Source organism: Yoonia litorea (assembly GCF_900114675.1).
GTDB lineage: Bacteria > Pseudomonadota > Alphaproteobacteria > Rhodobacterales > Rhodobacteraceae > Yoonia > Yoonia litorea.
Genome location: NZ_FOZM01000001.1, coordinates 1,308,262 through 1,331,037, shown reverse-complemented (window position 1 = coordinate 1,331,037; position 22,776 = coordinate 1,308,262). Strand labels below are relative to the sequence as shown.

At 56.7% G+C, this 22,776-nt stretch carries 18 protein-coding genes and 1 tRNA gene; 13 read left to right on the top strand and 6 right to left on the bottom strand.

Annotation, left to right across the window (positions count from 1 at the left end; genetic code table 11):
* Nucleotides 1–24: 24 nt before the first annotated feature.
* The 3 genes from pgl to BM316_RS06920 are packed head-to-tail and all read left to right on the top strand — an operon-like array spanning nucleotide 25 to nucleotide 2,812.
* Complete coding sequence (gene pgl / locus BM316_RS06930) at nucleotides 25–696, top strand: 6-phosphogluconolactonase (RefSeq protein WP_090205679.1); 672 nt, start codon at nucleotides 25–27, stop codon at nucleotides 694–696.
* 2 nt (nucleotides 697–698) lie between these two features.
* Nucleotides 699–2,297, top strand: a complete 1,599-nt coding sequence (gene pgi / locus BM316_RS06925; protein ID WP_090205675.1) for a glucose-6-phosphate isomerase — start codon at nucleotides 699–701, stop codon at nucleotides 2,295–2,297.
* Nucleotides 2,298–2,341: 44 nt separating this feature from the next.
* Complete coding sequence (locus tag BM316_RS06920) at nucleotides 2,342–2,812, top strand: prepilin peptidase (RefSeq protein ID WP_090205672.1); 471 nt, start codon at nucleotides 2,342–2,344, stop codon at nucleotides 2,810–2,812.
* A gap of 2 nt (nucleotides 2,813–2,814) precedes the next feature.
* Here the strand turns inward: BM316_RS06920 and BM316_RS06915 are convergent, their stop codons facing one another.
* The 3 genes from BM316_RS06915 to BM316_RS06905 form a co-directional block, all read right to left on the bottom strand.
* Nucleotides 2,815–3,165, bottom strand: a complete 351-nt coding sequence (locus BM316_RS06915) for a RidA family protein (RefSeq protein WP_090205670.1) — start codon at nucleotides 3,163–3,165, stop codon at nucleotides 2,815–2,817.
* A 22-nt stretch (nucleotides 3,166–3,187) separates the two neighbouring features.
* Nucleotides 3,188–3,261: transfer RNA gene (locus BM316_RS06910), tRNA-Gly, on the bottom strand.
* Nucleotides 3,262–3,342: 81 nt separating this feature from the next.
* Entirely contained in the window at nucleotides 3,343–5,379 is a 2,037-nt protein-coding gene (locus BM316_RS06905) for an ASKHA domain-containing protein (protein WP_090205668.1), read from the bottom strand.
* Nucleotides 5,380–5,543: 164 nt separating this feature from the next.
* Between BM316_RS06905 and BM316_RS06900 the strand changes: the two genes are divergently transcribed.
* The 5 genes from BM316_RS06900 (at nucleotide 5,544) to BM316_RS06880 (ending at nucleotide 12,537) form a co-directional block, all read left to right on the top strand.
* Nucleotides 5,544–6,158 carry a TetR/AcrR family transcriptional regulator gene (locus BM316_RS06900; protein WP_165606546.1) on the top strand — a complete coding sequence of 205 codons (615 nt, stop codon included), beginning with the start codon at nucleotides 5,544–5,546 and terminating at the stop codon, nucleotides 6,156–6,158.
* Complete coding sequence (locus BM316_RS06895; protein ID WP_090205663.1) at nucleotides 6,155–7,447, top strand: glycosyltransferase; 1,293 nt, start codon at nucleotides 6,155–6,157, stop codon at nucleotides 7,445–7,447. The genes BM316_RS06900 and BM316_RS06895 overlap by 4 nt, the downstream gene beginning before the upstream one ends.
* A gap of 88 nt (nucleotides 7,448–7,535) precedes the next feature.
* Nucleotides 7,536–8,984, top strand: coding sequence for an IMP dehydrogenase (gene guaB, locus BM316_RS06890; RefSeq protein ID WP_090205659.1), 1,449 nt, complete (start codon nucleotides 7,536–7,538; stop codon nucleotides 8,982–8,984).
* 4 nt (nucleotides 8,985–8,988) lie between these two features.
* On the top strand, nucleotides 8,989–10,140 hold the full coding sequence (locus tag BM316_RS06885) for an RsmB/NOP family class I SAM-dependent RNA methyltransferase (RefSeq protein ID WP_090205656.1): 1,152 nt from the start codon (nucleotides 8,989–8,991) through the stop codon (nucleotides 10,138–10,140).
* 228 nt (nucleotides 10,141–10,368) lie between these two features.
* Nucleotides 10,369–12,537 (top strand): ATP-binding response regulator, encoded by a 2,169-nt coding sequence (locus BM316_RS06880; RefSeq protein ID WP_375342231.1) that lies wholly within the window; start codon nucleotides 10,369–10,371, stop codon nucleotides 12,535–12,537.
* Between the two features lie 103 nt (nucleotides 12,538–12,640).
* Here the strand turns inward: BM316_RS06880 and BM316_RS06875 are convergent, their stop codons facing one another.
* From BM316_RS06875 to BM316_RS06865, 3 genes are read right to left on the bottom strand one after another with little or no spacing between them, the layout of a single operon-like run.
* Nucleotides 12,641–13,618, bottom strand: a complete 978-nt coding sequence (locus BM316_RS06875) for a glucokinase (protein WP_090205653.1) — start codon at nucleotides 13,616–13,618, stop codon at nucleotides 12,641–12,643.
* Between the two features lie 9 nt (nucleotides 13,619–13,627).
* Nucleotides 13,628–14,950, bottom strand: coding sequence for a GH1 family beta-glucosidase (locus BM316_RS06870; protein ID WP_090205650.1), 1,323 nt, complete (start codon nucleotides 14,948–14,950; stop codon nucleotides 13,628–13,630).
* 2 nt (nucleotides 14,951–14,952) lie between these two features.
* Nucleotides 14,953–15,984 (bottom strand): substrate-binding domain-containing protein, encoded by a 1,032-nt coding sequence (locus BM316_RS06865; protein ID WP_090205649.1) that lies wholly within the window; start codon nucleotides 15,982–15,984, stop codon nucleotides 14,953–14,955.
* A gap of 271 nt (nucleotides 15,985–16,255) precedes the next feature.
* Here BM316_RS06865 and BM316_RS06860 point away from each other — a divergent pair, with 271 nt between their 5' ends.
* The 5 genes from BM316_RS06860 to BM316_RS06840 all read left to right on the top strand — a co-directional run bounded on the left by BM316_RS06860 (nucleotide 16,256) and on the right by BM316_RS06840 (nucleotide 22,705).
* Nucleotides 16,256–17,614 (top strand): ABC transporter substrate-binding protein, encoded by a 1,359-nt coding sequence (locus BM316_RS06860; protein WP_090207668.1) that lies wholly within the window; start codon nucleotides 16,256–16,258, stop codon nucleotides 17,612–17,614.
* Nucleotides 17,615–17,724: 110 nt separating this feature from the next.
* Nucleotides 17,725–18,732: a carbohydrate ABC transporter permease gene (locus BM316_RS06855; RefSeq protein WP_090205646.1), complete on the top strand. Its 1,008-nt coding sequence runs from the start codon at nucleotides 17,725–17,727 to the stop codon at nucleotides 18,730–18,732.
* Nucleotides 18,732–19,889 carry a carbohydrate ABC transporter permease gene (locus tag BM316_RS06850; RefSeq protein ID WP_090205645.1) on the top strand — a complete coding sequence of 386 codons (1,158 nt, stop codon included), beginning with the start codon at nucleotides 18,732–18,734 and terminating at the stop codon, nucleotides 19,887–19,889. The genes BM316_RS06855 and BM316_RS06850 overlap by 1 nt, the downstream gene beginning before the upstream one ends.
* 89 nt (nucleotides 19,890–19,978) lie before the next feature.
* The gene (locus BM316_RS06845) at nucleotides 19,979–21,595 is read left to right on the top strand and encodes an alpha-amylase family glycosyl hydrolase (RefSeq protein ID WP_090207666.1); all 1,617 of its coding nucleotides are present in this window, start codon (nucleotides 19,979–19,981) and stop codon (nucleotides 21,593–21,595) included.
* 18 nt (nucleotides 21,596–21,613) lie between these two features.
* Entirely contained in the window at nucleotides 21,614–22,705 is a 1,092-nt protein-coding gene (locus BM316_RS06840) for an ABC transporter ATP-binding protein (RefSeq protein WP_090205643.1), read from the top strand.
* The last annotated feature ends 71 nt before the right edge of the window (nucleotides 22,706–22,776 follow it).

The window sequence follows — 22,776 nt, the reverse complement described above, 5'->3', positions numbered from 1 at the left end:
CTCGACCAAGAGGGGACGACACTGATGGAACTCGTCGAATATCCTGATGCCGAAATGATGATGATGGATCTGGCGAATATCCTCGCCAGCGAACTCAAGAACTGTCTGTTGGTGCACGATCACGCATCTTTTGCCGTGCCTGGCGGCACAACGCCGGGTCCGATCTTTGACAGCCTCTGCGGCGTCGATCTGGACTGGAGCCGTGTCCACGTGATGCTGACCGACGAACGCTGGGTGCCTGAAACCTCCGAGCGCTCCAACACGCGCCTTCTTAAGGAAAGGTTGTTGGTCGATCGCGCAGCTGAGGCGGTTTACGTGCCGCTCTATGCCGAAGCTGAAACGCCTGAAGAAAAACTGCCGGAACTGTCCGAGGCATTGACGCCTGAACTGCCTATCTCTGTGATGTTGCTTGGCATGGGCGCTGATATGCATACGGCGTCAATCTTTCCCGGAGCGGATCAGTTAGAGCACGCCTTGCACGGCAGTGATCGTCTCGTCGCAATGCGTGCACCGGGTGCCCCAGAGCCGCGCATTACCTTGTCAGCAAACGTCTTGAAATCAGCGATGAGCCGCCATTTGGTGATCGTTGGTGCCGAAAAACGTGCCGCTCTGGAAAAAGCACGTCATTTATCTCCGGATGAGGCACCTGTCGCGGCCATCCTCAACGGAACAACAGTTCACTGGGCGGAGAGATAACGATGTTCGAAGAGCTCAAAGCACATCACGCATCCGTTGCCGATAGGCGCTTTGAAACGATGGTCAATGACACCCGGGCTGCCGAATTTTCGGCAGAGAACGGGGACATGCGCCTCGATTATTCCAAGACCAATATTGATGGCGCTGGCAGAGACCTTTTGATTGATCTGCTGGACCGGACTGGTGTCGCCGCGAAACGGGATGCGATGTTCGCCGGCGAACCCATCAACGAAACCGAAGGCCGTGCAGTCTTGCATACGGCGCTTCGGAACCTCGAAGGTGGGCGGGTCTATGTTGACGGTCAAGATGTGATGCCTGAGGTTCTGGCAACGCTGGAACGTATGGAACGCTTTGCGAAGGAAGTCCGTTCGGGCGATTTTAAAGGGCAGGGTGGTGCCATCACCGATGTCATCAATATCGGCATCGGCGGATCGGACCTCGGCCCTGCAATGGCGGTCAAAGCTTTGGCGCCCTACCATGACGGGCCGCGCTGCCATTTTGTCAGCAACGTTGACGGAGCCGATATCGCTGGTGTTCTGCGTCAATGCGATCCAAAGACCACTTTGGTCATTGTGGCGTCCAAGACGTTCACTACCATCGAGACAATGACCAACGCCCGCACCGCGCAGGCCTGGATGTCGGAAAGTGTTGCGGATACCGGCGCACAGTTTGCGGCGCTGTCGACCGCTGAGGACAAGACCGCGGCGTTTGGCATCGCGCCAACGCGGGTTTTCGGTTTTGCGGATTGGGTTGGCGGCCGGTATTCGATGTGGGGGCCAATCGGTCTGTCTCTCATGATCGCAATCGGTCCAGATGCATTTCGCGCCTTTTTGCGGGGCGGGCAGGCGATGGATCGCCACTTTCAGGCGGCCCCTTGGAAAGAGAACTTACCTGCCATGCTGGCTCTGGTCGGGATCTGGCACAACCAGATTTGTGGCTATGCCACGCGTGCCGTGCTTCCTTATGACAATCTTCTGGCCAGATTGCCTGCCTACCTTCAGCAGCTTGAGATGGAGAGTAACGGCAAAGGTGTCAGCATGGACGGCGCAAAGCTGCCATATGACAGCGGCCCGGTCGTTTGGGGTGAGCCGGGAACAAACGGTCAGCACGCCTTCTATCAACTGATTCACCAAGGGACACGCGTGATCCCTTGCGAGTTCCTGATCGCAGCCCGCAGCCACGAAGAGGACCTGCACCACCAGCACCAATTGTTGGTTGCAAACTGCCTTGCCCAGTCAGAGGCCCTCATGCGTGGTCGCGATCTGGATGAAGCCAGATCAAAGGTTGCGGGTAAATTCTCTGGTGATGAGCTTGAACGTCAGGCGCGCCACCGGGTCTTTGAAGGCAACCGTCCTTCGATCACGCTGGCCTATCCGCAATTGACCCCAGAGGTGCTGGGCCAAATCATTGCACTCTATGAGCACCGTGTTTTTGTCGAAGGCGCGGTCCTTGGGATCAACTCCTATGACCAATGGGGCGTTGAATTGGGCAAGGAACTCGCGACGGCTCTCCAGCCTGTTGTTGAAGGCGAAGAGGATGCCAGTGGCAAGGATGGCTCAACTGCCGCACTTGTCGCGTTTCTGCAAAAACACGGGGTGTAAATCAGGTCCGTCTGTGCTTTCGTTTGCCGCAAAACAGATGAGGCATGAGGCAGATGATGGCCCCTGAATTGGTAAACTACGCGATGGCTGCGGTGCTGATCGCAGCAATGCTGATCGAGCTTAGAACAGGACGCATCCCGAACTGGATCGCCGCGACGCCACTTCTTTTGTTTGTGGTCTTGGCCTTCATCACGCCGGATCGCACTGCGCTTTACTGGCAGATCGGATTGGCTGTCGCTGTTTTTGTCGGTGGGCTTGCGCTCTTTGCTGTCGGCGGCATGGGAGCGGGCGCCGTCAAGCTGTTGGGTGGCACGGTGCTGTTTGTCCCGCTCAGTAAGGCGTTTTTCACGTTTTTGGCGTTTCTTGCCTACTTCTTTATCTGCGCCTTCGTCGTCATCCAGATCCGCAAGTTGGCAGGATCGGAGGACAGCAAATGGCATGTCATGGCAAAGCAAGTGATCCCACTCAGCCTTCCTATTGGACTGGCAGGTTTGACGGCGCTCTTTTATCTCTAACCCTAGATTGCCGCCGTCACGATGATCTCGACGTGGTAGTCGGGGGTCGCAAGCTTGGCCTCGCCGGTCCATCTTGCAGGCGCGCTGCCTTCTGGCACCCATGCATCCCAGACCGTGTTCATATCGGCAAACTGGGTCGTAATGTCTGAAAGCCAGATCTGCGCTGTGAGCAGGTTTGACTTGTTCGTGCCCGCTTCTTGCAGAAGTGCGTCGATCTTTTCGAGCACCGCTTCGGTTTGTACGGTGACGCTTTTCCCCTCCGCGCCGACCTGTCCGGCAAGATAGGCAATGCCGTTGTGGATCACCAATTGCGACATACGCGCGGTGGTATACTTGCGAACAATCTCTGGCATAGCGGCCTCATCAGGAAATGGATGGAGCGGGTAACGGGAATCGAACCCGTAACTGAAGCTTGGGAAGCTTTCGTGATACCTTTTCACCATACCCGCGCAGCTTGATGGCGTAAGCTGCGCAAGAGGCGTCGTCAAGAGTGATTGGGGGCGGCAAAGACACCCTATGCCATTGTCAGCCTATCTTGCGCGGCGGCGTCTTCTGCCACCTTCACCACCACCGCCCGTGTTGTGGTTTACCTCCGGAAGTGTGACGACCGTTTCCAGTATTGGGAACGGCTCGACCGCATTGGGGATCGCAGAGGCGTTCACGAAATGCTCCTGGAAGCGCGGCTCGATCGCTGTTTCAACCTTGTGAATTTTGTGCACGGTCGCTTCGATTTCGCGTCGCGCCTGTGTGTTGAGCAAGGCAATTCGCGCGCCGGTTCCGGCAGCGTTGCCAGCGCTGGTCACTTTGTCGAGCGGCGCATCAGGGATCATGCCCAGAACCATCGCATGTTTGGGACTGATGTGTGCCCCGAAGGCCCCCGCCAGAACAACGCGATCCACCTTATCGACATCGAACTTATCCATCAAAAGCCGTGCACCGGAGTAAAGAGCGGCCTTGGCCATCTGGATCTGGCGAATGTCGGTGTTTGTTACCGTGATCATCGGCCCGCCGTTGGCCGTTCCATCATAGAGAAGATACGAGTTGGTGCGCCCATCCTGAAAGCAGTTCGGCGATCCTGTCTGTTCTGCCGATCCGATCAGTCCGGGTCCATCGACAATACCTGCAAGTCGCATCTCTGCGATCACTTCGATGATGCCGGACCCACAAATGCCGGTGACACCGGTTTGCGCAATCGCTGCCTCAAATCCTTCTTCATCAGACCAAAGCTCACTGCCGATGACCTGAAAGCGCGGCAACTTCGTGACAGGATCAATCTGGACATGTTCGATGGCGCCGGGGGCTGCGCGCTGACCTGAGCTGATCTGCGCACCCTCAAAGGCCGGTCCGGTGGGTGAGGAACAGGCAAGAACCTTTTCGGTATTTCCCAGAATGATTTCGGCGTTTGTGCCGACATCGACAATCAGGACCAGATCGTCGGATTTGTCTGGCGCTTCTGACAGCGCGACTGCCGCTGCATCGGCGCCAACGTGACCGGCAATGCAGGGCAGGATATAGACGCGCGCGGCCGAGTGCAGGTTCAGATCAAGCTCGTTTGCCCGCAGCGAGATTGCCTCGGATGTGGCCAATGCAAACGGGGCCTGACCCAGTTCATAGGCGTCAATCCCAAGAAACAGATGATGCATGACAGGGTTGCAAACAAACACCGCGTCCATGATCAGGCTGCGGTCGATCCCTGCCTCTGTCGCGATCTGGACGAACAAGGCATTCATGCCTTCGCGGACAGCGCGGGTCATTTCGTCAGAGCCTGTGGGGTTCATCATCCCATAACTCACGCGACTCATCAGATCTTCGCCAAAGCGGATCTGAGGATTCATGATGCCAGATGAGGCGACAACTTCGCCGGTTTGCAGATCGCAGAGGTGGCCCGCGATTGTCGTGGACCCAAGATCAACGGCCAGACCATAGATCGTGCCTTCGTAGAAACCGGGCCAGATGTGGATGATCCTCGGACTAAAGACGGCGTCGCCCAGATGCACCGCGACCGTGACCTTCCATCCGCCTTTTCGCAAAGCGGATTGCATAGAGCGGAGCACCGAAAGATCAGCCTCAAGTGCAGGCAGATCCCAGTCGTTTTGCAAGGCTGTGACCAGACGCTCCAGATCGCCAGATGGATCGTGCATGTCTGGCTCGGCCACCTCCACATAATAGAGGCGCGTCGATGGGTTCATAACGATGTCACGGGCTTCTGCACGCTTGCGCACGACTTGTTTATGGACTTGGCTTTCTGCGGGCACATCAATCACGATGTCCCCTTGCACGGTCGCCTGACATCCCAGACGACGCCCTGCTTTCAGCCCGCGCTTGTCGTCATATCGCTGCTCTACGGCATTCCAAGGGGACAGCGCATCTTCTGCGACAGTGACGCCATGCTTCGGAAACTCGCCATACGACGGGGTAATCTGACATTTCGAGCAAATGCCGCGGCCGCCGCAGACCGAGTCAAGATCGACACCGAGCTGGCGTGCTGCCGTCAAGACAGGCGTGCCCACCGGAAAATGCCCGCGCTTGCCCGACGGGGTAAAGATAACCAGTGGATCATTCGACATGCTGCGCACCCATAACTCTTGCGCAGAATTTAGCTGTCGGTGGCCCAAGTTGAAGGCTCATATCCGTCATAATGATTATGGGGAGCGGCATGGTGTGGTGGTCAGAATGTGCCTGCCGACAAAGCTCTGGCCAAAATCAGATAATTCGTGTTAGTATAACTAACATGAAATTTGAAAAACGTCGTTATCAACAGACAAACCGCGCCGCCGCTGTGGTGAAAACACAGCGCGCTGTAATGAAGGCTTTTGTCGATCTGTGGCGACAGGAGGATCTGGATAAGGTGACGCTGCAAGCGATCGCAGATCAGTCAGGTGTCACTGTGCAGACCATTATCCGGCATTTCGGCTCAAAAGAGGGATTGCTCGATAAAGTCATTGCGGACCGCGCTTCTGGGATTGAGGACGCGCGGCAGCTGGATGCAGATGCAGATCTGCGCACGCAGATAGATACCTTGGTCGCCCACTACGATGCGGATGGTGAAGCAGTCCTGCGGACCTTGGCCGTCATTCATACAAGCCCAGCCGCGGCAAAGGTCGTGGCGCATGGTCAGGCTTTTCATCGGCAATGGTGCCACGAATTATTGGCGCTCTATTCCGGTGCCACTGTGGACGAGGTCACGCAACTTGAACTGGATGCTGTTGTTGCGGCCACCGATTTGTTGGTCTGGAAGCTTCTGCGGCGCGACCTCGAACGCCCTGCAGATGCCGTCGCTGCTACGATGACGAGACTTGTCACTGGCATCATCAACGAGGTGTCGAACGAAAGGGATGAGCCATGATCGATCCTCGAACCTACCTCTTCGTGACGTGGGAGGGCGGCGGCAACGTTCCACCTGTTCTTGGCGTTGCAGAAAAACTGGTCAAGCGCGGTCACCGGGTCGTCATCCTCGCAGAACCCTGCATGCGTGCCCGTATTCTGGCAATCGGTGCTGAATTTCGCGCGTTCCAGCGTGTATTGACGCGTGAGAGCGCCGATGAGGTTCTGTTGCAGGACTGGCGGCAGAGCTCCCCACCGGCGGCATTGAAAGACACAATGCGAACGCTGCTTTTCGGTCCGAGTTTGGCAATTGCCGAACAGACCGACGAAGTTGTGGCCGAAGTGCGGCCTAACGTTGTGGTTGCGGATTGGTTGCTACCGTCTGCGATCATTCCGGCAGAGGCGCGCGGGATCAGTTCGGCGATCCTTGTGCACTGTGTGAATATGCTGCCTGGCCCAGGCAAACCCACCGCTGGAATGCGACCGGCAAAAGGACCATTGGGACGATTGCGCGATCAGGCGGTCAATGGCTTCATGCATCGCATCGGCAATGGCTTTCTACCGACGCTGAACGCAGCAAGGCAGGCCTATGGACTTGCACCATTGGCGCGCGCCTTTGATCAGTTCGCAAGGGCCGACCGGATACTTGTCCAGACCAGCGAACACTTCGATTTCTTGATGACGCCAGCACCGCAGAACCTCGTTTACGTCGGGCCGCATCTTGGTGACACAACCGCGATAGGAACGGACCTTGATGCAGAGTTGCTAGAGAGAGACGCAGGACAACCGCTTGTGCTGGCCAGCTTGTCCACGACGTTCCAGAATCAGGCGGGGCATCTGGAACAGGTGATCAAGGCGCTCGGTCGCCTCCGCACCGCCACAGGACAGCGGGTAAAGGGTATCGTGACAACCGGACCTGCTATGCGCCTCTCTGACTTTGATCCGCCTGAGAACGTCAGACTGGTGCCATATGCGCCTCACGGGCTGCTGCTGCCGCATGCCGATGCGTTCGTGACACACTGCGGTCATGGCTCGGTGATGAAGGCGCTGTCGTGTGGTGTTCCACTTGTGGCGCTTCCGATGGGGCGTGACCAGGATGATACCGCAGCAAGGATCGTGGCACGCGGTCTGGGTCTACGGGCAAAGCCCACTGCCGGCAACATTGCGAAGGTGCTGACACGTGTCCTTGGTGATGAAAAGTACACCAATGCCGCAAAAGCCATAGCGCCCAAGATACGCGCTGACGCCGCAAACAACCGCGATATTGCCGAACTCGAAAGCCTGCCGACCTTACGTGAACGCGCCGCCTAGCGGGGCTGCATCCACTTAAGGCTTTCCCCCTTGTCGCATCCATGCAATAGGGACGTGCCAACGCACCCACGACAACGGAGATAGGTTGATGGAGATTCGCGAGGCACTTACCTTTGACGATGTGTTGCTTGTGCCAGGGGCGTCGAGCGTCCTGCCATCCACGGCAGACACATCAACCTTCGTGACCAAATCGATCCGGATGAACATTCCATTGCTCTCAAGCGCAATGGACACGGTGACCGAGCGGCGTATGGCAATTGCCATGGCGCAAGCCGGAGGCATCGGGGTGGTGCACAAGAACCTGAGCGTCGACCAGCAGGCCGAAGAAATCCGCCGCGTCAAACGCTTCGTGTCTGGCACCGTTTATAACCCCGTTACGCTGCGCCCGGATCAAACGCTTGCTGACGCCAAGGCACTGATGGACCGTTATCGGATCACCGGCTTTCCGGTTGTGTCAGAAGACGGGCGGATCGTCGGGATTGTGACAAACCGCGACATGCGCTTTGCGCAGGATGACACCACACCCGTCAGCGTCATGATGACCACCGATAATCTCGCCATGTTGCAAGAGCCCGCAGATCTGGATGAGGCGCGCTCATTGATGCAAGCACGCCGGATCGAGAAGCTTTTGATTACCGATGCACAAGGCAAGCTGACAGGGCTTCTGACCCTGAAAGACAGTGAGCAGGCGGTGCTGAACCCGATGGCCTGCAAGGATAAGCTGGGCCGTCTGCGCGTGGCTGCTGCAACCGGTGTCGGTGATGCGGGCTTTAAGCGGTCCGAGGCACTCATTGATGCTGGTGTGGACATGCTTGTCGTCGATACAGCGCATGGGCATTCGGAAGGTGTGGCCAAAACCGTCGAGCGGGTCAAAAAGCTGTCCAACGAGGTGCAGATCGTGGCTGGCAATATCGCAACGGCAGAGGCGGCGCGGGCGCTGATTGGATCAGGTGCTGATGCGGTGAAGGTGGGGATTGGCCCCGGATCCATTTGCACGACACGTATGGTTGCTGGCGTCGGCGTGCCGCAGCTGACCGCAATCATGGACTGTGCATCTGGTGCGGGCGACACACCTGTCATTGCCGATGGCGGGATCAAGTTCTCCGGCGACTTTGCCAAGGCAATCGCTGCCGGTGCCTCATGTGCGATGGTTGGCAGTATGATTGCAGGCACCGACGAATCTCCGGGTGAGGTGATCCTGTATCAAGGGCGGTCATTCAAATCCTACCGAGGTATGGGTTCGCTCGGCGCGATGGCGAGCGGCTCTGCGGATCGGTACTTCCAAAAAGAGGCAGCCAGCGACAAGCTGGTTCCGGAAGGGATCGAAGGGCAGGTCCCCTACAAAGGATCAGCACACGCCGTTGTGCACCAGCTTGTCGGGGGGTTGCGGGCAGCGATGGGCTATACAGGCTGTGCAACCGTGGATGAAATGCGCCGCAACTGCCAGTTCGTGAAAATCACAGGTGCCGGCCTGAAGGAAAGCCACGTCCATGACGTGCAGATCACACGCGAAAGCCCGAACTACCGGGTAGGCTGACACCATGACACCGGGTGCGCGGATTGCTGCTGCAATTGAGATACTAGACATCATCGCGCAGGGGGCGCCAGCAGAGCGCGCATTAACGACTTGGGCGCGGAACGCGCGGTTTGCCGGATCGAAAGATAGGGCGGCCATTCGGGATCATGTTTTCGATGCGCTGCGTGCGAAGCGTTCTTTAGGGGACGGCGACGGGCGATCACTGATGGTGCAGCTCGCGTTACGTGAGGGATGGGATGTTGATGCGCTGTTTAACGGCGAAGGGCATGCGCCTGCAGCGGTCGAGGCTCACGAACGGCACGCTTTTGCTCCGACCACTGAGGCTGCGCGCTGTGACGTACCGGAATGGCTTTGGCCACTATGGGTTGAAAGCTTGGGCGACAAGGCAAAGGCCGCTGCAATAGCGCAGCAAAATCGCGCAAGTGTGTTTCTGAGGGTCAACTTGAGGCGTGCAAGCCGCGATGAGGCTGCCGCAGCACTGGCTTCGGACGGGATTGGAACCAAAGTGCATCCCTTCGTTGCGACATGCCTTCAGGTGACCGACAATCCAAGACAGGTAAAGCAATCGAACGCATTTCGCGATGGCGTCGTTGAATTGCAGGATGCCGCGTCGCAGTGGGCTGTCGCACAGGTTCCGTTCAACTCGGCCACCCGCATACTCGATTTTTGCGCTGGCGGCGGAGGCAAGGCGCTCGCCTTTGCCGATCTGACAATTGCCGAGATCTATGCCCACGACATCGCGCCACAGCGCCTCGTTGACCTTCCCGCGCGGGCAGAGAGGGCTGGGGTCATCGTCACACAAGTCGCAACGAACCAACTGAAAGACCACGCCCCGTTCGATATCGTCTTCTGCGATGCCCCTTGCAGTGGGTCCGGCACGTGGCGGCGGACACCCGATGCAAAATGGCGGCTCGATCAGACGCGCCTTGATGATTTGATACAATCCCAAGGCGAAGTTCTGGAGGCGGCAGCGCCTCTTGTGTCGGACGACGGTCTGTTGGTCTATGCCACATGTTCTGTGCTTTCAGCCGAAAATCATGCTGCCGTACAAAGGTTTACGGCGAGGTTTCCTGGCTGGCGCGTTGAAACTTCGCTGCAACGCATTCCAGACGCTGATGGCGATGGTTTTTTCATGGCTGTGTTGGCAAAACAGTAAAAACAACTAAAGGTTGTTTATGGCTGTGGTCTATGCTTACTTAAGGTTGGCTTAACCTTTCTGGCGTTTGCTGCGTTTTCTTGGTGAGAGTGAGGCAAACAGGTGAAAGACGGGGAACTGAGACGACTGGGAGGTCAATTGTGGTTCTTGCCCCATGTCCTCGCCGCGTCCTCAATTTTTGTAGTGTTTTGGTTTGTTATTGCCTTCGACCCGGACAAAGGGGTGAGATTGGCATTAGCTGTTCTCGCCACCTGTCTGGTGACAGCAGCAGGGCTGCAAGCATTCCGCTCACAATTGACTGGGACGCGGCTCACGCTTGCGAAGCAGCTTTGCGAACTGTCTGGGGAACCGAGCATCATCATCGGCGATCGCAACAGGATCGTCCATCTCAACAAAGCAATGCGGGACAGGCTGCCAGGGTTTCATGGAGAAACCATAGAGCATCTGTTGGGACTTTGGGTCGCGACTGACAGAGACGTGCGGCTAGACCTTGAACGGCAACTCAAAGTGGCTGACCGCGCCTATCATGTTGCCCAGACACAGACCGGCCTGACAGAGTTTTCTGCAAAGCGAATGGCTGGTGTCGGCATGATCTGGACAATTCAGGAATTCAGCAAAGCAGATTTGGACACCGATCTGCCGAGTATCATCGTGGGCCAGACTGGCGAAATACGCTTTGCTGGCGGAGCGGTCCGAGATTGGTTTCAAAATCCTCTGAAAGACGTGACAGAAATTATCGAAGCTTGGCCGCTGTCGAACGGTGACAGGTGTCGAATTGAGACTCTAGACGGTGATCAGAACTATCGTCTGGGCGTGTCGTCGCTCAGCGAAAACCTGACACAAATCATGTTTTTCCCTGCTGTGGCGGAAGCCTCCCCAAACGTTGAGGCAGACTGGGCCGCGATTGAGGATCTGCCCGTTCCGCTTTTGAAGGTTAGCCATGAAGGCAAGCTGCTTGCATCCAACCGCGAGGCGCGCCAATTGCTGGGCATTGCATCGACGCAAGGCCGGCGCTTGTCGGACGTGCTTGATGGCCCCGGCAGGCCGATCAATGATTGGTTGGCGCAGGCCATGAATGGGGCTGGCGCGCATGTCTCGGAATTTCTCAGGGGCCGGGGCGAGCACCGCGACACGTTCGTTCAGGTCACACTCAGCACTGCCGGGTCAGGTGACGGGCTGCATCTTATTGCGGTTCTGAACGACGTGACTGAACTTAAAACGCTCGAGGCGCAGTTCGTGCAAAGCCAGAAAATGCAGGCGATTGGACAGTTGGCGGGCGGTGTAGCGCATGACTTCAATAACCTTTTGACGGCGATTTCGGGTCACTGTGATCTGCTTTTGCTCAGGCATGACGAAGGCCATCAGAACTACGCCGATCTGATCCAGATTCATCAGAATACAAATCGTGCAGCGAGCCTCGTGGGCCAACTTCTGGCATTCTCGCGAAAGCAGAACCTGCAGTTCGAGACCATCGATCTGAGAGATACCTTGTCCGACCTCACACACCTTTTGAACCGTTTGGTCGGTGAAAAGATAACGCTCATGCTCGAACATGAAGATGGGCTTGCCCCGATCAGGGCAGACCGGCGGCAGCTTGAACAAGTGCTGATGAACCTCGTGGTAAACGCCCGCGATGCGATGCAGAAGGGCGGCAAAATCCGTGTTGTGACCCATAATCTGACGCTTGATGCCCAAATGCGCAAAGATCGCGTCGTCGTCCCCCCCGGCGAATATGTCGTCGTCAATGTCGTTGATGAAGGGAGCGGAATTACGCCAGAGAAGCTGCCAAAGATCTTTGAGCCGTTCTTTACAACCAAACGCACAGGAGAGGGCACCGGGCTGGGGCTCTCAACGGTCTATGGCATTGTAAAGCAGACGGGTGGCTACATTTTTGCCGAAAGCGAGGTCGCAAAAGGGACGACTTTTTCGCTGCTTTTTCCAAAGCATGATGCACGCTCAGATGAGGTCGTCGCCGTCCCGCGCCCGCCCGAAACACCGCAGCTTGGGGGGAAGGCCGAAGGGGTCGTCCTATTGGTCGAGGACGAATCGCCAGTACGTGCCTTCGCCTCACGGGCACTCAGTCTGAAAGGTTTTTCTGTCCTTGAAGCGGCATGCGCTGAGGCGGCGCTCAAAATGCTTGAAGACCCTGAACTGAAGGTTGATGTCTTTGTGACTGACGTGATCATGCCCGGGCTCGATGGGCCAACATGGGTCAGGCAAGCACTCAAGACACGCCCTGAGACGCAAGTGGTCTTTGTGTCAGGTTATCCGGAAGACGCCTTCGAGGACGGAGAGGCCCCGATTCCGAATGCGGTGTTCCTGCCAAAGCCGTTTTCTCTGACAGCGCTCACGCAAGCCGTGCAAGGACAGCTGCAAGGCGAACTAGAACCGGCTTAGATGATGTAAGCAAAATCCGACATCGGGTGGCGCCGAAGCAATGAGATATTTATCGTGCAAAATTTCAGAGGCTTACGCCACGAACCTCAACTTATGCCAGCCTCTATCCACGCCCCGTCAGCGCGACAAGGTGAGCAGCCGATCCTGTCAGGGCGGCATAATCGTCTTCGATCACACGCACTGCGAAGTTGCCCATGAAACCTGCAAAACGGCCCTTGTCGCGGAACGCTTCGCCAAATCCGAACTGGTTCAGGTGCGGCGCGAATGCGCGGGCCACACCACCTGCAAGGTAGACACCGCCGAACGGCAGTTGGATCAACGAAAGGTTTCCGCAAACGGTCCCCAGCATCCGCGTAAACAACCTTGCCGCGGCAACTGCACGGTCATCACTACCTGAGGCGCAGGCGGCCATAATATCTTTGGCGGCCATTTCCTTGTGGTCATTCGCTTCTTGACCCAGGAACGCATAGACCCGTTCCAGTCCGCGGCCCGAAAGAACATCTTCAACAGCCGGGAAACCATGCGCCGTGGACACGAACTGACACAGGCGCAACTCCATCTCGTCGCGGATGGGCAGGTTGGCATGACCGCTTTCCGATGGTGTTACAATCCGCCCGTGTTCAACGTCGAAAACCGGTGCAGCGTTGAACCCTGTTCCGACGCCGACGACAAGCTTTGCGGCTGTGGCCTTGTCTGCTGGCCCGTCAAGGATCGTGCGAATGTTAGCCTCGTCGATATAGCCGAGCGCATGACCCTGCGCTTGCAGATCGTTCAGGATCGCGACTGTTTCGGCTTTGGTCGCACGGGCGAGGGTGTCTTTGTCCATCGTCCAGTCGAGATTGGTCATGGTCGCACGCCCATCACGCACGGGTCCGGCGACTGCAATACAAGCGGCGATCGGGTCCACACCGCCCTCATCCTCGATGTACCGGCGCAAAACAGATTCAAGCCCCGGAAACTCCGCATTGCTGTAACGACGGATGGTCCCGTCGACGATCTCGCGCCCGTCAGCCAGCGCGACGCGTGTATTTGTTCCGCCAATATCGGCGACAAGCGAGTAGGTGTTCTGCGGGTGTGCCATGGTGACCTCTTAGCGCGAAATGGCTGATTTAATCGCCTCATAAGATGCTTTCGGCGTGCGCTTCAAGGTCTCAAAATCGACATGGACCATGCCGAAGCGCTTTTCATAGCCAAACGCCCATTCGTAATTGTCGAGCAACGACCAATAGAAAAAGCCCTTCACATTGACACCATCAGCAATCGCATCTTTTGCTGCGAGAATGTGATCTGAGACGAATTTCATGCGCACGGGATCGTAGACAGATCCGTTTTCGACGTGATCATCCCAAGCCATCCCGTTTTCAGTGACATAAATTGGCATATCGCCCACATAGTCGCGCGACATCCGCGTCAGGAAGCCGTGCAAGCCTTGGGGAAAGATCTCCCAACCCATCTGGGTTTTGTCTCCCGGGCCATCTTCGGCGGCCACATGCGGCCAGACGGCGTCAGGATCCGCATGAACCAGATTGCGCGTGTAGTAATTGATGCCCAGAAAATCCATCGGCTGGCTGATCTCGGCCATATCGTCCTGCCACCCGTCCGGCATATGGGGCTCAAGACCTTCTAGCGCCTCTTGCGGATAGGAGCCCTTGGCAATCGCTTCAATAAACCACCTGTTTGCAATCGCGTCACCGACCGCCGCTGCGCGTGCGGCCGCCGCACTGTCGTCTTTTGGCTCTGTATGGGCGAAGTTCAGCACGACACCGCAATTCTTCATACCGTGACTGCGCAAACGCGAAAGACCGACGCCATGGGCAAGATTGATATGATGCATCGCCCGTGCAGCAGCGCGAATGTCGCGCAATCCCGGCGCATGGTGGCCCAGAAAATGCGAAAGGTATGAAACGCACCAAGGTTCGTTGATCGTCGCAATCGCGTCGACACGATCCCCGATCCGTGCGGTGATGACATCTGTGAAGTCACCGAAATATTGGCAGGTGTCGCGGTTCATCCAGCCGCCATTGTCGGCAAGTGCCGAAGGTAGCTCCCAATGATAGAGCGTCTGAAAAGGCTTCAGACCCCGCGCAAGCATCGCGTCAACCAGACGATCATAGTAATCAAGGCCTTCTGGATTCACGGTACGGCCATCCGGCATCACACGCGCCCATGAGGTTGAAAACCGGTAGGCGTCAAAATTGCCGTTCTTCAGAATGTCGAGGTCTTCTTCGTAGCGGTGGTAATGATCGCAAGCGACTGCACCATCCTCTGCACGCACAACATTGCCCGGACCGGCCGCGAATGTGTCCCAATGGGTCGGACCTGCACCGCCAAAAGAGTGGCCTTCGATTTGATAAGCAGCGGTTGCTGCCCCGAAAATGAAGTCATCGGGGAAGTCGGATCGTCTGAAATCCATTGTCAGTCCTTTCGCGGGGCAGGGCCGGTAGAGCTCCCCACCATCAATTCAGCCTCAAGCAATTCTTGCTGCGGCGGGCTTTGCGGGTTTGCGATTTGGTCCAGTAGCATTTGCGCAAGGCGGCGGCCGGCCTCGCGGACAGATGATCGTGTCGCAGTAAAGATCGGGACATCACGTCCGTTCTGCAGATATGACAGCGCATCGTCGTGGGTCACGATGGACACATCCTTCCCCATCACAAGGCCACGTTCTTCAATGGCACGCCGTGCACCAAGGGCGCAGACCAGCGAGGAGCAGACAAACGCCGTCGGCGCATCGTCATCGTCAAGCATGTCACGCGCGGATTCGTAGCCAAAGACCTCGGTCATCTCGCCGGATCGCATAATTTTGGGATCAATGGGGAGGTCATTGGCGCCCAGAGCGGATTTGTAGCCTTCGCGCCTGCGGTAGGCAAAATCCATAACCTCCAGCCCGTTGATGATCGCAATCCGCCGGTGCCCGAGATCAATCAGGAAATTCGTCGCCCGTTCGAAGGCACGGCGGTTATTGACGTCGAGCCACGTGTAGGTGGAATCCAATCCCGAAGCGCGACCATGCACCGCGAAGGGCAGGCCGATCTTTTGCAGATGGGCAATGCGGCTATCACCCATCCTTGGGCCGTGAACGACGACGCCGTCAACCGCGCGTCTGCTGCTCAGGCTCTCATAGACCTTGTGCTCGTTTTCATCGTCGACCACGGACAGGACCATTTCGTATCCGCGCCGAGAATAGGTCTCGCCAGCGCCGGCGATGAAATCCCCGAAGATCGGGTTCACCATCTCGTGCCGGTTCGAGACGGGGATCACATGACCGATCGCCAAAGCCCGTCCTGTCGCGAGGCCTTTTGCACGATTACTTGGGCTGTAGTTATGCGCCTTGGCGGCTTCTTGTACGCGCAGACGTGTCGCGTCGCTCACTTCGGGGTAACCGTTGAGTGCGCGGCTCACCGTCGTTTGGCTCAACCCCAAATTCTTCGAAAGCTCTTTTAAGTTCATAGTTACGCCAAATCGTCCAAAGCGCTTTTAACAGTGCCGATGACCGCAGTTTTCAGCGCAAAAGTCCCGACGTAATCGTTTCAGTAACACATTCGCGCGGAAAACCAAGTGATTTTTTGCCGCGGCACAGGAGTGTTGACAGGCGCTAACATTTTTCAGAATGTTGCCAAATCCAAAGCGCTTTGGGAAGCGATTCCTTTGCGCTGCATGGTGCGAGAAGCATCTGGGTATCGAAAGTATGCGCCGGTTCGGCGCCTTGGGAGGACAATTTATGAAAATGAAACTGTATGCCAGTGCGGCAGCGGTTGCTTTGACGGCTGGTTCCGTCAATGCCGGTGGTCACCTTGTATTTACACCCGGCGAAGGCGACTTCAGCTGGGACGAGTACAGCGCATGGGCCGAAAGCGCACCTGATCTTTCCGGTCAGGACGTTACAATCTTCGGACCATGGTTGAGCCCAGAAGATGACATCTTCCGCTCTGCGATTGCTTACTTCACAGACGCCACTGGCGCCAACGTGACTTACACAGGCTCTGACGGCTTCGAGCAGCAGATCGTAATCGACGCAGAAGCAGGCAGCCCGCCAAACATCGCCGTTTTCCCGCAGCCAGGTCTGGCCGCGACAATGGCAGCACAGGGTCTGCTTGATCCACTTGGCGACGACATGGCAGCTTGGGTTGGCGACAACTACGCCGCTGGTCAGTCCTGGGTTGATCTCGGCACATATGCCGACGCAAACGGCGACGATCAGTTCTACGGCTTCTTCTACAACGTCAACGTCAAGTCGCTTGTCTGGTATGTGCCAGAGAACTTCGAGGATGCAGGCTACGAAGTGCCTGAGACAATGGAAGACCTGATCGCACTGTCTGAGCAGATGATTGCTGACGGTGAGACACCTTGGTGCATCGGTCTGGGTTCCGGTCCTGCAACAGGTTGGCCAGCAACCGACTGGGTCGAGGACATCATGCTGCGTACACAGTCCCCAGAGACTTATGACGCATGGGTGACCAACGAACTGCCGTTCAACTCGCCAGAAGTGATCAACGCCATCGAAACATTCGGCATGTTTGCCAAGAATGACGACATGGTTGCAGGTGGCTCCGCTGCTGTTGGTTCGACCGACTTCCGCGACAGCCCTGCAGGTCTCTTCACTTCGCCAGCTCAGTGCTACATGCACAAGCAGGCATCGTTCATTCCGGCATTCATGCCAGAAGACGTTGTGATCGGTGAAGATGCTGACTTCTTCTACTTCCCATCCTTCGCAGGCGAAGATCTGGGTAACCCGGTTCTTGGCGGCGGCACACTGATGGCTGTGACCGAAGCTTCCGACGCGACAATGGCCTTCATGGAGTTCCTCCAGCAGCCACTCGCACACGAAGTCATGATGGCGCAGACAGGCTTCCTGACACCACACTCCGGTGTGAACCTGGACGCATATGCCGACGCAACACTGCGCGGTCAGGGCGAAATCCTGTTGAACTCCACAACATTCCGCTTTGACGGTTCCGACCTGATGCCAGGCGCCATCGGTGCAGGCACATTCTGGACCGGCATGGTTGACTATGTTGGTGGTGCGTCCGCAGAAGATGTTGCCAACTCCATCCAGGAAAGCTGGGACGCGATCAAGTAATCGCGACCGACTTTAGGTCACAAAAATAAGGGTTCGGGCGGCTAATCTGCCCGAACTCACCAGCAGCCCTCACGCTGCTCAATGAGATGGATCGCTACGGGGAGGGAGCCATGCATCCAGCAATTCTTGGACTTTTCACGATCATTATCGGGGTAGGGGGTTGTCTCGCCTACTTCTACGGATCGAACTTGCTGCTCGATAAGGTGCTGTTTAAGCCCACCGGGCCGAATGCGGGGCGGAACATCAACCGCGCCAACATGATCCGCCCGTGGCTGTTTCTACTGCCTGCGATCCTGGCTCTTGGCCTTTATCTGGCGTATCCGGTTTTTGCGACCCTGCACCTGAGCTTTATGGAGCGCGGTCCGGGTGGTCGTCTGGATTTCGTCGGACTTGAAAATTACACCCAGATGTTTGCCGAGCCGAAGTTCCGCGAAGCGATGTGGAACAACGTGCTTTGGCTGATCACCGTGCCTGCCGCTGCGACCGGTTTCGGTCTTTTGGCGGCGCAGCTGACGGACCGCCTCAGCTGGGGCAACATTGCAAAATCAATCGTCTTTATGCCAATGGCGATCTCGTTTGTTGGTGCGGCGGTTATCTTTAAACTGATCTACGAAGCTCGTCCTGAAGACGTGGCGCAGATCGGTATCCTCAATCACCTCTACTTGACATTTGGTGGCACTGAACCGCAGCAGTGGTTGCAAATCCCCTTCTGGAACAACTTCTTCCTGATGGCTGTTCTGATCTGGATTCAAACCGGTTTTGCGATGGTGATCTTGTCTGCCGCCTTGCGTGGCATTCCTGAAGAGACAGTCGAGGCGGCCATTATCGATGGCGCCAACCCCTTCCAAATCTTCTTCAAGATCAAGGTGCCGCAAATCATGTCCACGATCGTTGTGGTCTGGACGACCATTACTATCGCGACGCTCAAAGTTTTCGATATCGTTTTTGCGATGACGAACGGTCAGTGGGAAACGCAGGTTTTGGCCAATTACATGTACGACAAACTGTTCCGTGCAAACGACTGGGGCATGGGGTCCGCATCCGCCATGATTATCATGCTGATGGTGACACCAATCCTTGTCTGGAACGTCTATAATGCTCGGAAGGAGATGCGCTAATGGATGGCATTTCAGGACAGAAGCCCGCAGTTGTCTGGGCGCTTAATATCTCCGTCGTCCTTTTGGTCTTGCTGTGGCTGTTTCCAACGCTTGGTCTGTTTGTGTCCTCCTTCCGGACAGGTGACCAGATCACGGCTTCGGGCTGGTGGTCATCAATGTTCCCTGCAGAACAGACGATTCAGATCCGTGCCGCCGACCCCGACGATAGCCGCGTTGATCTCGGCAATGGTCGCTTCATGGTCGAAGGCAACATCTTTGATGGGCAGGAGTTCGAAGGAACGCTTGAGGCGTGGGCAACGTCCAGCCGTGATCTAAGTGCGTTCCAGCCAGGTGAGACAGCCGATCTTGGCGACGGTGAAACCTTCACACTTCAGGCCGATGGTGCCTACGTGTGGGAGGGTAACGACGATCAGATCTCAGGACGGGCGCAGCGTGTCTTTATGGACGTTGTGACGCCACCGGACTTCACACTGCAGAACTACAATTTCGTTCTGTTTGACGAAGACAACTCCGAGGGCATGGCAAAAGCGTTCTTCAACACGCTTACCGTGGTTATTCCTGCGACGATCATCCCGATCCTGATCGCGGCCTTTGCGGCCTATGCGCTGGCTTGGATGGATTTCCCGGGACGCGCATTGCTGATTGCGGCGGTCGTCGGGCTCTTGGTTGTGCCACTGCAATTGGCGCTGATCCCGCTGCTGTCACTGCATAACGCAGTCGGTATCGGCAAGGGGTATCTCGGGGTGTGGCTTGCACATACCGGCTTTGGTTTGCCGCTCGCGATCTATCTGCTGCGCAACTATATGGTTGGCCTGCCGCGTGACATTATCGAGAATGCAAAAGTGGACGGTGCGTCAGACTTCCAGATCTTCACCAAGATCATTCTGCCGCTGTCATTCCCTGCCTTGGCCTCCTTCGCGATCTTCCAGTTCCTCTGGACTTGGAACGACCTGCTTGTGGCGCTCGTATTCCTGATCGACGCATCAGGTCAGACAACTGTCATGACCAAGCAGATCGTGGAGCTTCTGGGGACACGCGGTGGCGATTGGGAAATCCTCGCAACCTCTGCCTTCGTGTCGATTGCGGTGCCGCTGGCCGTCTTCTTCGCGATGCAGAAGTACCTTGTCCGCGGCCTGCTGGCTGGCTCGGTGAAGTAAGTGAACAGGTGCCGACGGTGCCTTGCGCACCGTCGGCAGAGCTTGATTAGGAAGAAAACATGAGTACGGCTCTGGCCAACACGCCTGACATGGCCATCGACAAGGACTGGTGGCGCGGTGCGGTGATCTATCAGATCTATCCGCGCAGCTTTCAGGACAGCAACGGTGATGGTGTCGGCGATCTCTTGGGGATCGTGCAGCGTCTGCCTTACATCGCGTCGCTTGGTGTCGATGCGATCTGGATATCGCCATTCTTCATGTCACCCATGAAAGACTTTGGCTACGACGTCAGCGACTACTGCGATGTCGATCCCATGTTCGGGTCATTGGCGGACTTTGATGCCGTCGTCGAAACGGCGCACCGCCTCGGCATTCGTGTGATGATCGACCTCGTGCTGAGCCATACCAGTGATCAGCACCCTTGGTTCGTCGAAAGCCGGAGCAACCGTGATAACGACAAGGCCAATTGGTACGTTTGGGCTGATCCAAAGCCGGATGGCACACCGCCGAATAATTGGCTTTCCATTTTTGGCGGGTCAGGCTGGCAGTGGGATGCGCGGCGCGAACAGTACTACCTGCACAATTTCCTTGTTTCCCAGCCGGATCTGAACTTCCACGAACCTGCGGTGCAAGAGGCGCTGCTGGACGTGGCCCGTTTCTGGCTGAACCGCGGATGTGACGGTTTCCGTCTGGATACGATCAATTTCTATATTCACGACAAAGAGCTTCGGGACAATCCGCCTTTGCCGAAGGAAAAGCGGAACGCAACGATCGCCCCGTCAGTGAACCCGTATAACCACCAGGAACATATCTACTCGAAGAACCAACCAGAGAACCTTGATTTTCTGCGCAAATTGCGTGCGGTCATGGAGCCTTATGGTGCCGCCGCTGTTGGTGAGGTGGGCGATGCCCAGCGCGGGCTTGAGATTATGGGCCAGTATACCGCCGGCGATGATCTGATGCAGATGTGCTATGCCTTCGAGTTTCTGGCACAAGATCAACCGACCGCGTCCCGGATCGTCGAGGTGATGCGGCAGGTTGATGAGGTTGCCTCCGAAGGATGGGCCTGTTGGGCTTTCTCGAACCACGATGTGACGCGCCACGCGACGCGCTGGAACCTTCCACCTGCGGCACAGCGGATGTTCGCCACGCTGATCATGTGTCTACGCGGATCAGTGTGCCTCTATCAGGGCGAGGAGTTGGGTCTGCCCGAAGCGGACGTTGCGTTCGAGGACTTACAGGACCCTTACGGCATCGAATTCTGGCCAGAGTACAAGGGCCGTGACGGGTGCCGGACACCAATGGTATGGGAAGCCAGCAACCAGAATGGCGGCTTCTCAACCGCAAAACCATGGTTGCCTGTCGCGTCTGAGCACCTGCACATGGCGGCGGCGCTTCAGGAAGAAGAGCCAGGCGCGCTTCTGCATCATTATCGCAAAGCGATTGCGTTCCGTCATAGCCATCCTGCTCTTGCGGTTGGCAGCCACGACGGAATGAAAGCGGACGGCGATGTCGTCTACTTCACTCGCACTGAAGGGCAGCAGACGATCTTCTGCGCCTTCAATGTCAGCGAGACACCATCAGATTTCGATTTGCCTGACGGCAATTGGACCATCATCGGTGCCGAATTAGGCAGCGCACATCAATCTGCAGACGGGAGACTGCACTTTGGGCCGTGGCAAGTATGCCTCGCGCTCAAAACATAATTCTAAGGGGAGTGAGACATGGCTGATCTGAAATTAACGGACGTCGCCAAGACATACGGGGGCACAGTTGATGTTCTCAAAAACATCAATCTGGACATCAAACAGGGCGAATTGATCGTTTTTGTTGGTCCCTCTGGCTGCGGCAAATCGACTTTGCTGCGGATGATTGCCGGTCTGGAAAAGATTTCCGGCGGCACACTGGAAATCGACGGGACAGTGGTGAACGACGTGCCACCGGCGCAACGTGGCATCGCGATGGTGTTCCAGTCATACGCGCTCTATCCGCATATGACAGTGCGGGACAACATGTCATTTGCCCTGAAACTTGCGAAGAAGTCTCAGTCCGAAATCGACGCAGCCGTCGAACGCGCCGCCAAAATCCTGCAGCTTGATCAATACCTCGACCGTTTGCCGAAGGCGCTCTCAGGTGGTCAGCGTCAGCGGGTTGCGATTGGCCGTTCCATTGTGCGCGATCCGAAAGTCTATCTCTTTGACGAGCCGCTCTCCAACCTCGACGCAGCACTGCGTGTAGCGACGCGGATCGAGATTGCACAGCTCAAGGAATCGATGCCTGAAAGCACGATGATCTACGTGACCCACGACCAGGTTGAGGCGATGACATTGGCCAGCCGCATCGTGGTTCTTGCCAACAAGGGGATCGCGCAGGTGGGCAGCCCGCTTGAGCTTTACGAACGCCCGGAAAACGAGTTCGTCGCACAGTTCATCGGATCTCCTGCCATGAACCTCCTGTCTGGCGAGATTGTTGGAACAGGTGCTGAAACGACCGTAAAGCTCGACGGTGGCGGCACGGTGCGTTCGGCGGTGCCGACAAACGAGGGTGACATGGGCCTGAAGGTGAATGTCGGTATTCGTCCTGAGGATATGGTCGAAACAGACGGCGGTGAATACGCCTTTGAGGGCAAGGTGAATATCACAGAGGCTTTGGGCGAAGTGACCTTGCTCTACTTTGACAAGGTCGGTGACAACGATGCCGTCATCGGCAAGCTTCCCGGCATTCATGCTGACCTGCGCGGCAAAAGCGTGCGCATGGCGGCAAAGCCCGAAAAGGTCCAAATCTTTCACAACGGGCAGTCGCTTTATTATCGGTAAAGCGTCGTTCCTCCCGAAGGAAAAACGCCGCTCTTTTGAGCGGCGTTTTTTTGTTCAGCGTTGGCGACTAC